Here is a 7,182-nt window from a genome sequence, read left to right on the forward strand (position 1 = left end):
CGCCGCGCTCGCCCTCGTCGGCGCCGCCCGCCGCCTGAAGATCCACGCCAAGGCCCGCGAGGTCCGCGGCGTCGACCGGGTCGTCGTCCGCGACGGCGACGCGATCAGCGCGCTGCTCACCCGGCTCGGCGCGCACGGCGCCGTGCTCGCCTGGGAGGAGCGCCGGATGCGCCGCGAGGTCCGCGCCACCGCCAACCGGCTCGCCAACTTCGACGACGCCAACCTGCGCCGCTCCGCCCGCGCCGCCGTCGCCGCCGGCGCCCGCGTCGCCCGCGCCCTGGAGATCCTCGGCGACGACGCCCCCGAGCACCTCGTCAACGCGGGCCGCCTCCGCCTGGAGCACAAGCAGGCGTCCCTGGAGGAGCTCGGCCAGCTCGCCGACCCGCCCCTCACCAAGGACGCCATCGCCGGCCGTATAAGGCGCCTGCTCGCCATGGCCGACAAGCGCGCCGGCGACCAGGGCATCCCCGGCACCGAGGCCAACCTCACGGCCGACATGCTGGCGCCGTAGGCCGCCCAGGGGGCAGCGCGGAGGCGGTGTCAGCGGAGGCGGCGGAGCGTGCCGTCCGGGGCCGTCTCGAAGACGAGGGCGTGACGGGAGAACGCCGCCTCGACGTGGACGCCGCCGCCTGGCAGGGAGCGGATCCGGACGCTCGGGCATTCCATGCCGCGGACGGGGGCGATGAGCGTCAGCATCCGGACGTGCGGTCCCTGCGCGGGGAGCGAGACGACCGGCGCTGGGACCATCGTGCGCTCGGCCGGGGCGATCCAGCCCTGCGGCGGGCTCAGGGAGCCCCGGACCACCCGCGCGGGCCGCACCGCCGTGCCCGGCAGCGGGATCCGCAGGAAGTGCACGCGGAGCCGCCCTGCGGCGGCCACGGCGCCCGCCCCGTCCGGGACGGCGGTGAACGCGGCGGGCAGGTGCCAGAGCTGCTCGACGGGGTGGCCCGCGGCCGGGTCCGGCGCGGTGGAGTCCACGGAGTCCAGCACCACCAGCGCGTCGGGGTCGGACGCGGCGAGGACCGAGCGGGTCCGGGACGTCCCGGTGAAGGCGGTGTCGGTGAGCCGGAACGTGTCGGCGCCGTGCCGGAAGCGGGGCCCGGTCAGCGCCGTCGCGGCGTCCTCGCGGAACGGCGCGCCGCGCACCACGAGCGTGCTGTGCGCCTCGGGGGAGGCCAGCCACGCGCGCCAGGGCTTGTCGCTGTAGCCGATGTGGCCGCTCGGGACGAGAATGTCCTGGCCGAGCGCGTGGAAGGTCAGCTCCATGTGGTCGTCCTGCCCGTGCGCGTACCGGCCGGGACCGAACCGCGCCGTGTAGGACATCTCGTCGGCATAGGCGCGGCTCCGGCCGCCCCACCCGGAGCGGCCCATCACGTATCCGGCCCTGTAGACGCGCGCCCGATCGGCGGGCGGCGTGCCCTTCCTGCCCTGCGTCGCGACGTACGCCAGCGGGCCGTCGCGTGAGGAGCCGAGGGTGGCTGCCTTGCCCGCGAAGGATTCGCCGATCTGCAGCAGGTCGCCGCCGGGGGTGGTCTGGAAGGCGATGAACTCGTCCAGCAGCGCGAGCCGGCGGCCGATCTCCGGCGGCGCGGGCCGGCCGCATGCGCGCATCACCCGGAGGGCCAGCCGCCACCTGCTCCGGTTGTAGACGGCGTAGTGCGCGGACTGCTCGTTGCCGGCGCCGTCCGCGTCGACGGCCGGGAGCGCGCCGCCGGGCGGGTCGAGAATCGCGCCGAGGAGCCGGTTCCGGCCGAGGGCGGCGAGGTCGTCGCGGCCGATGGCGCAGCCCGCCGCCATGAGGATCATCGACTCGTCGGTGCCGTGGTTCCAGGGTCCGGAGTAGTGCGCGGGACGGGCGAGCCACCGCGCGTGCTCGGCGATCGCGTCGTCCAGCCAAGGGCCGGTCGCGTACTCGCGCAGGCAGACGAGGGTGGCGAGGCGGAACTTGGTGGCCTCGGCGATCGCCTGCCGGCGGTCCGCGCGGAACCGTCCGGGGCGGTCGTTGGCGGCGAGCCAGTCCCGCGCGATGCCCGTCGCGGTGTCGAGGGCGGCGCGGTCTCCTGTCCGCGTGTAGGCGCCGATGAGGCCGCCGAGCCATTCGAGGGAGTGGAACCAGAGCTGCCAGGTCCGGTCGCCGTAGGGGTCGAGGCTCCAGTCGACGCGGGTGCCGGCGGCGACGCGGACGGGAGCGGCGCCGGGGACCCGGAACCGGCCCGCGCGGACCTCCGCCGCCGGGTTCAGCGTGTTCAGGCCGTTGTACCCGATGCACATCCCTTTGTACGGCGCCGTCCGCGCCGCCGCGGGCTTGCGCGCCGCCGGCGCGGCGGGGCCGCCCGGCGCGGACGTGAGCCCGCAGCAGGCGAGCAGCGGCAGCATGAGGGCGGTGCTTCCCGCGCCGCACAGTCTCCCCCGAGATGTGAGCACGTCCCAGAGATACCCAGGGGTGCTCTCCGGTCGACGCCGCTCCGTGAAGGGTGCGTGAACGTCCGGCGACGGAACGGAACAGGGACCGTCCACCCGCCGGGCGGCGACCGCGCCGGGGTTCAGGTCTTGCGGAGGTCGCCTCTGAGGATGCGGTGGATCAGGTCGTCGCGGAGCTGGCCGTAGCCGGTCTCGGCCCAGACGCTGCGGGCCGGGTCGGCCTCGAAGTAGGGGACGTCCCTGCCGTCGCGGCGGTCCATGAGCATGTCGGGGGTCTCGCGGGCGCGGGCGGCGCGCGCGCAGGCGCGGCACGCGTGCACGTGGAGGCGGCGGCGGGAGCCGAGCGGCCGCCAGTCGATCTCGGCGGGGCCGTCGCCGTGCAGCGGGTTGAAGAAGCACAGCGGGCTCGGCGGCACCTCGGGCTTCCCGTTGGCGAGCGCGCGGGCGGAGGCGAGGGCGTCGCGGCCCTGGTCGAGCAGGACGAGCACGCCGGCGAGGTCCGGGACGCCCCTGGCCTCGTCGAGGGTCTTCGCCGCGGCCTGGTAGGCGTCGAGGGCCCGGGTCATGAGGGCCCCGGCGCGCTCGCCGCCGGGCGCCGTCGCGCCGTCCAGCAGCTCGCCGAAGGCGATGACCTCGCGGGACGCCTGCTCGCGCAGCTGGTCCTCGCTCGCCTTGCCGGCGGTGGCGAACACGGTGCGCGGCAGCAGCAGGCCCTCGCCGGCGGCGCGGCGGACGGCCGCCATGCGGCGGCGCCGCCACAGCAGGACGCCCGCGACGGCGGCGACCGCGACGCCGGCGCCGCCCGCGGCGAGCGGCAGCGCGAGGCCGGTGCCGCCGTCGTCCTTCTTCGGCTTGGGGGCGGACGACTTCAGGTGCGCCTGGTACCTGCGGTCGATCTCCGCGGACTCCTGCTTGTAGACCTTCGTCGCGGTGCCGGAGGCGACCAGGTCGGTGAAGCGGGTGAGGCGCGCCGCGAGGGAGGCGCCGTCCAGCGAGTCGTCCCAGTTCACGGCCCAGGCGGCGTCGTCGGCGGCGTGGTCGCCGCCCCACTCGTGCCCCATCAGCTCGTCGGTGGACTCGTGGAAGGTGACGAAGATCCCGTCCCGGCCGAGGCGGCTGTGCACGACGGTCGCGAGCTGCTTGTCGTCGTTCCAGGTGCCGCCCTGGACCAGCGGCACGAGGACGATGTAGGTCGGCACCGGCATCTTCTTCAGCCGGGCGGCCAGGCGCCGCCGGTCCGCGGCGGGCAGCGCCGACGCGTACGACGGGTCGACGTAGATCGGGGAGCGGCGCAGCGCGGCGGCGATGCGCGCGCCGGGGGAGGGCTTACTCGACACCGAGGTACTCCATCACGCGTTTGACGAGGTCGTTTCCGCGGGACCCCCACGCCGCGTCCCGCCACACCCCGGGCACCGCGTAGTGCGGCGCGAGGCCGTCCGGGCCCTGGACGCGCAGGACCCGGTCCGCGGCCTCCTTGCCGGACGCGCTGAAGCAGGCCCCGCACAGCGGCTGCCGGCGGGGCTTGCCGCCGCCGGGATCCCCGGGCAGCGGGACGGTCTTGCGGCGGGTGGAGTCGCCGTGCAGGGGGTTCAGGAAGCACGGCGGCGGAGGGGCGGTCATCTGCCCGGCGAGCGCGCGCCGCCCCTGCCGGGCCAGGACGATCACGCCGACGAGGTCGAGGGCGTGCCCGGGGTCCTCGTGGACGTCGTCGTAGAGGATCTGCGCGGCGTCGAACGCGGCGAGGGCGAAGGCGCGGCCCCGGTTGCCGGACGCGTCGGGCAGCCGGTCGCGCAGCCGGTCCAGTTCGGCGGACGCGGTGCGCCGCAGCCACCGGTCCGAGGGCTTGGCCGGCGCGCCGGGATGCTCCTCGGCCTGCTCCGTCAGGCCCGCGACGGCGCTCCGGGTCCCGCCGCGGCGGATCCATCGGCGGCCGGCGGCGGCCGTGCCGATCCCCGCCCAGTACAGCGCGACCGCCGACAGCGGGCCGACGATGAAGAACCCCCGCAGGAAGTGGCTCTTCACCGCGGGCTCGTCGGGCACCAGGGGGTGATCGTCCTCCTGCCCGAACGGGACCGGGGGGCTGAGGAGCGCGGGCGACGAGGTGGGCGGCGCTGCGGGCGCGGCGGCCCAGGCGTCCACCCGCTTGATCAGCCGGTCGGCGAGGCCGCCGAACGGGCGGTGGATGTCGGGCGGCTCGTAGTCGGGGAGGTCGTCCTGCGCCACGACGTCCAGGTCGATCTCGCGCGGCACGTTCCAACCCTGGCCGAGCATGTAGCCGTCGCCGTCGACCATCAGGTAGAGGCCGTCGCGGTGCGTGACGCCGTGCAGGGCGGACAGGAAGGCGTCGTCCTTGCCCTGCGACTCCGATTCGGTCGGGTTGGGGGCCACGACGACCAGGATCGGCACCCTGATCCGCCCGGCGGCGGCGCGGATCGCCGTGCCGACGCGGGCGCGGTCGGCGGCGCCGAGCGCGAAGTCCACGTCCGGGTCGACGAAGAGCGGGTCCTTGGCGAGCGCGGCGGCGACCCGGTCGAGGCGGTGGCCCGAGTAGCGGGGGTCGGGGGCCGCCGAGGCGGTGGCCGGCCACATCGCGAGGGCGGCCGCCGTGACGGCGAGGACGCCGCGCCTCATCGCTTCCCTCCCCGCCCGGCGGGCCGCTTCCGCTTCCCGCGGACCTGTGCGCTCCGGCCCCCTGGACCGCTGAGCGCCGGCCGCCTGCCGCGCCGTACTCGGCGGCCTACCAGCAGGCCCAGGACGATCAGCCCGCCGAGCCCGGCACCGACGCCGAGCGCGGTGCGGTTCTCGACGGCGGCCCGGTGGTTGCCGCGGTCGTAGGCGTCCAGCTCCCGCCGCGTCGCGGACTCGGGCCTCGGCGACGGGTGCAAAGCGCGCTCCCTCGCCCGGCCGGACAGGGCGATCTCCACGAACCGGTCGAGGACGCTCAGCAGGCCCGCCTCGTAGGGCAGTTCCGACGTCGCGGCCTCGTAGGCGTGCTCGACGTCGATCCGGCGCGTCCCGCCGAACTGCTGCACGTCGCCGAGGCCGCCGCTCGGATCGACGACGAGGTAGACGCCGTCCTTGCCGAGCCGGTCGTGGAGCACGGGCACCATCGCCTCCAGATCGGACGGGGCGTCCGTGTCGTCGTCGCGGTGCCGGGCGGGCAGCGTCACCACGACGTAGACGGGCACGCCGAGCCTCCCGACCAGCGCCTTGATCTTCCCGGCGGTGCCGGGCGGCAGGAGCCGGGGCACCTGGTCGGTGACGTAGACGGGGTCGCGCTCGAGCGCGGCGGTGATCGCGCCGATCCGCGTCTGCACCACGGGCGATTTCGCCGGACGGACGGGTCCGGCCCACGCAGGCGCGGCGGTGCAGCAGGCGAGCAAACCGCCGATTACAAGGACGAACCACCCGCGCCGCATGGCGGGAGTCTACTGATGATCGTCCGGCCGGGAGGGGCGGCGGCGGTCCGGCGGACCGTCCCCCGGACGGGGGAGGACGGGTCACCCGCGAATCCACCGCCGCCGGTGTCGGGCTACCCGCGGGTCATTGGATAGGGTCGAGTGCGGGGAAGACCCCGGTAGACAGCAGTTGACAGCCTGGTGACACCGGGCGACACGACGTACGAGGAGAGCCGTTCCGTGACCATCCGAGTAGGCATCAACGGGTTCGGCCGGATCGGCCGCAACTTCTACCGCGCCGTCAAGGCGAGCGGAGCCGACATCGAGATCGTGGCGGTCAACGACCTGACCGACAACGCCACGCTCGCCCAGCTGCTCAAGTACGACAGCATCCTCGGCCGCTTCCCCGAGGACGTGCGCGCCACCGCGGACGAGATCGTCGTCGGCGGCAAGGCGATCAAGGCGTTCGAGGAGCGCGACCCCGCGAACCTCAAGTGGAGCGACGTCGGCGCCGACATCGTGGTGGAGTCCACCGGCTTCTTCACCGACGCCACCAAGGCGAAGGTGCACGCCGACAACGGCGCCAAGAAGGTCATCATCTCGGCCCCGGCCAAGAACGAGGACCTCACCGTCGTGCTGGGCGTGAACGAGGACAAGTACGACCCGGCGAACCACACCGTGATCTCCAACGCGTCCTGCACCACCAACTGCCTGGCCCCGCTGGCGAAGGTGCTGCACGACAACTTCGTCATCGAGAAGGGCCTGATGACGACGATCCACGCCTACACCCAGGACCAGAACCTGCAGGACGCGCCGCACAAGGATCTGCGCCGCGCCCGCGCCGCCGCGCTGAACGTGGTGCCGACCTCCACCGGCGCCGCCAAGGCCATCGGCCTGGTGCTGCCCGAGCTGAACGGCAAGCTCGACGGCTACGCGCTGCGCGTCCCGGTGCCGACCGGCTCGGCCACCGACCTCACCGCGACCCTGTCCCGTGAGGTCACCGCGGAGGAGGTCAACGAGGCGTTCAAGAAGGCCGCCGAGGAGGGCCCGCTGAAGGGCTACCTCACCTACACCGACGACCCGATCGTCTCCAGCGACATCGTCACCGACCCGTCGTCCTGCATCTTCGACTCCGGGCTGACCAAGGTCATCGGCGACCAGGTCAAGGTCGTCGGCTGGTACGACAACGAGTGGGGCTACTCCAACCGCCTCGTCGACCTCGTCAAGCTCGTCGGCTCGCAGCTCTGACCGCGACGAGAGTCCCGTCCCCGCCGTGGGGGGGGGCGGGGGGGGGGACAGCCCCCCCCCCCCCCAGCCCGCGGGGTGGGGCGGGGGGGGGGGGGGGAATAGGGGGGCGGCGGCG

At 74.9% G+C, this 7,182-nt stretch carries 6 protein-coding genes; 2 read left to right on the forward strand and 4 right to left on the reverse strand.

All coding sequences use genetic code 11. The annotated features are described in order from the left end of the window. Positions 1-511 (forward strand): DNA-binding protein WhiA (gene whiA, locus ABZ914_RS35565; protein ID WP_500198637.1); only part of this gene is annotated, 511 nt, incomplete at its 5' end. 29 nt (positions 512-540) lie between these two features. On the opposite strand, the gene ABZ914_RS35570 is transcribed toward whiA, so the two are convergent. From ABZ914_RS35570 to ABZ914_RS35585, 4 genes are all read right to left on the reverse strand, one after another. Further along, positions 541-2,376, reverse strand: coding sequence for a heparinase II/III domain-containing protein (locus ABZ914_RS35570; protein ID WP_500198638.1), 1,836 nt, complete (start codon positions 2,374-2,376; stop codon positions 541-543). 167 nt (positions 2,377-2,543) lie between these two features. Next, positions 2,544-3,758, reverse strand: coding sequence for a hypothetical protein (locus ABZ914_RS35575; protein WP_500198640.1), 1,215 nt, complete (start codon positions 3,756-3,758; stop codon positions 2,544-2,546). After that, the gene (locus ABZ914_RS35580; protein WP_500198641.1) at positions 3,748-5,052 is read right to left on the reverse strand and encodes a hypothetical protein; all 1,305 of its coding nucleotides are present in this window, start codon (positions 5,050-5,052) and stop codon (positions 3,748-3,750) included. Before ABZ914_RS35580 ends, ABZ914_RS35575 begins: the two co-directional genes overlap by 11 nt. Next, on the reverse strand, positions 5,049-5,840 hold the full coding sequence (locus tag ABZ914_RS35585) for a hypothetical protein (RefSeq protein WP_500198643.1): 792 nt from the start codon (positions 5,838-5,840) through the stop codon (positions 5,049-5,051). Before ABZ914_RS35585 ends, ABZ914_RS35580 begins: the two co-directional genes overlap by 4 nt. A gap of 219 nt (positions 5,841-6,059) precedes the next feature. Between ABZ914_RS35585 and gap the strand changes: the two genes are divergently transcribed. Further along, on the forward strand, positions 6,060-7,067 hold the full coding sequence (gene gap, locus ABZ914_RS35590; RefSeq protein WP_500198644.1) for a type I glyceraldehyde-3-phosphate dehydrogenase: 1,008 nt from the start codon (positions 6,060-6,062) through the stop codon (positions 7,065-7,067). Positions 7,068-7,182: the final 115 nt, after the last annotated feature.

Origin of the sequence: Spirillospora sp. NPDC046719 (assembly GCF_040645715.1) — a bacterium.
Lineage (GTDB): Bacteria > Actinomycetota > Actinomycetes > Streptosporangiales > Streptosporangiaceae > Spirillospora.

What these genes read in the sequence shown, in the direction of transcription:
- ABZ914_RS35570 (WP_500198638.1), bottom strand. Translation starts at nt 2,376, where the DNA reads ATGCTGCCGCTGCTCGCCTGCTGCGGGCTCACGTCCGCGCCGGGCGGC.
- ABZ914_RS35580 (WP_500198641.1), bottom strand. Translation starts at nt 5,052, where the DNA reads ATGAGGCGCGGCGTCCTCGCCGTCACGGCGGCCGCCCTCGCGATGTGG.
- ABZ914_RS35585 (WP_500198643.1), bottom strand. Translation starts at nt 5,840, where the DNA reads ATGCGGCGCGGGTGGTTCGTCCTTGTAATCGGCGGTTTGCTCGCCTGC.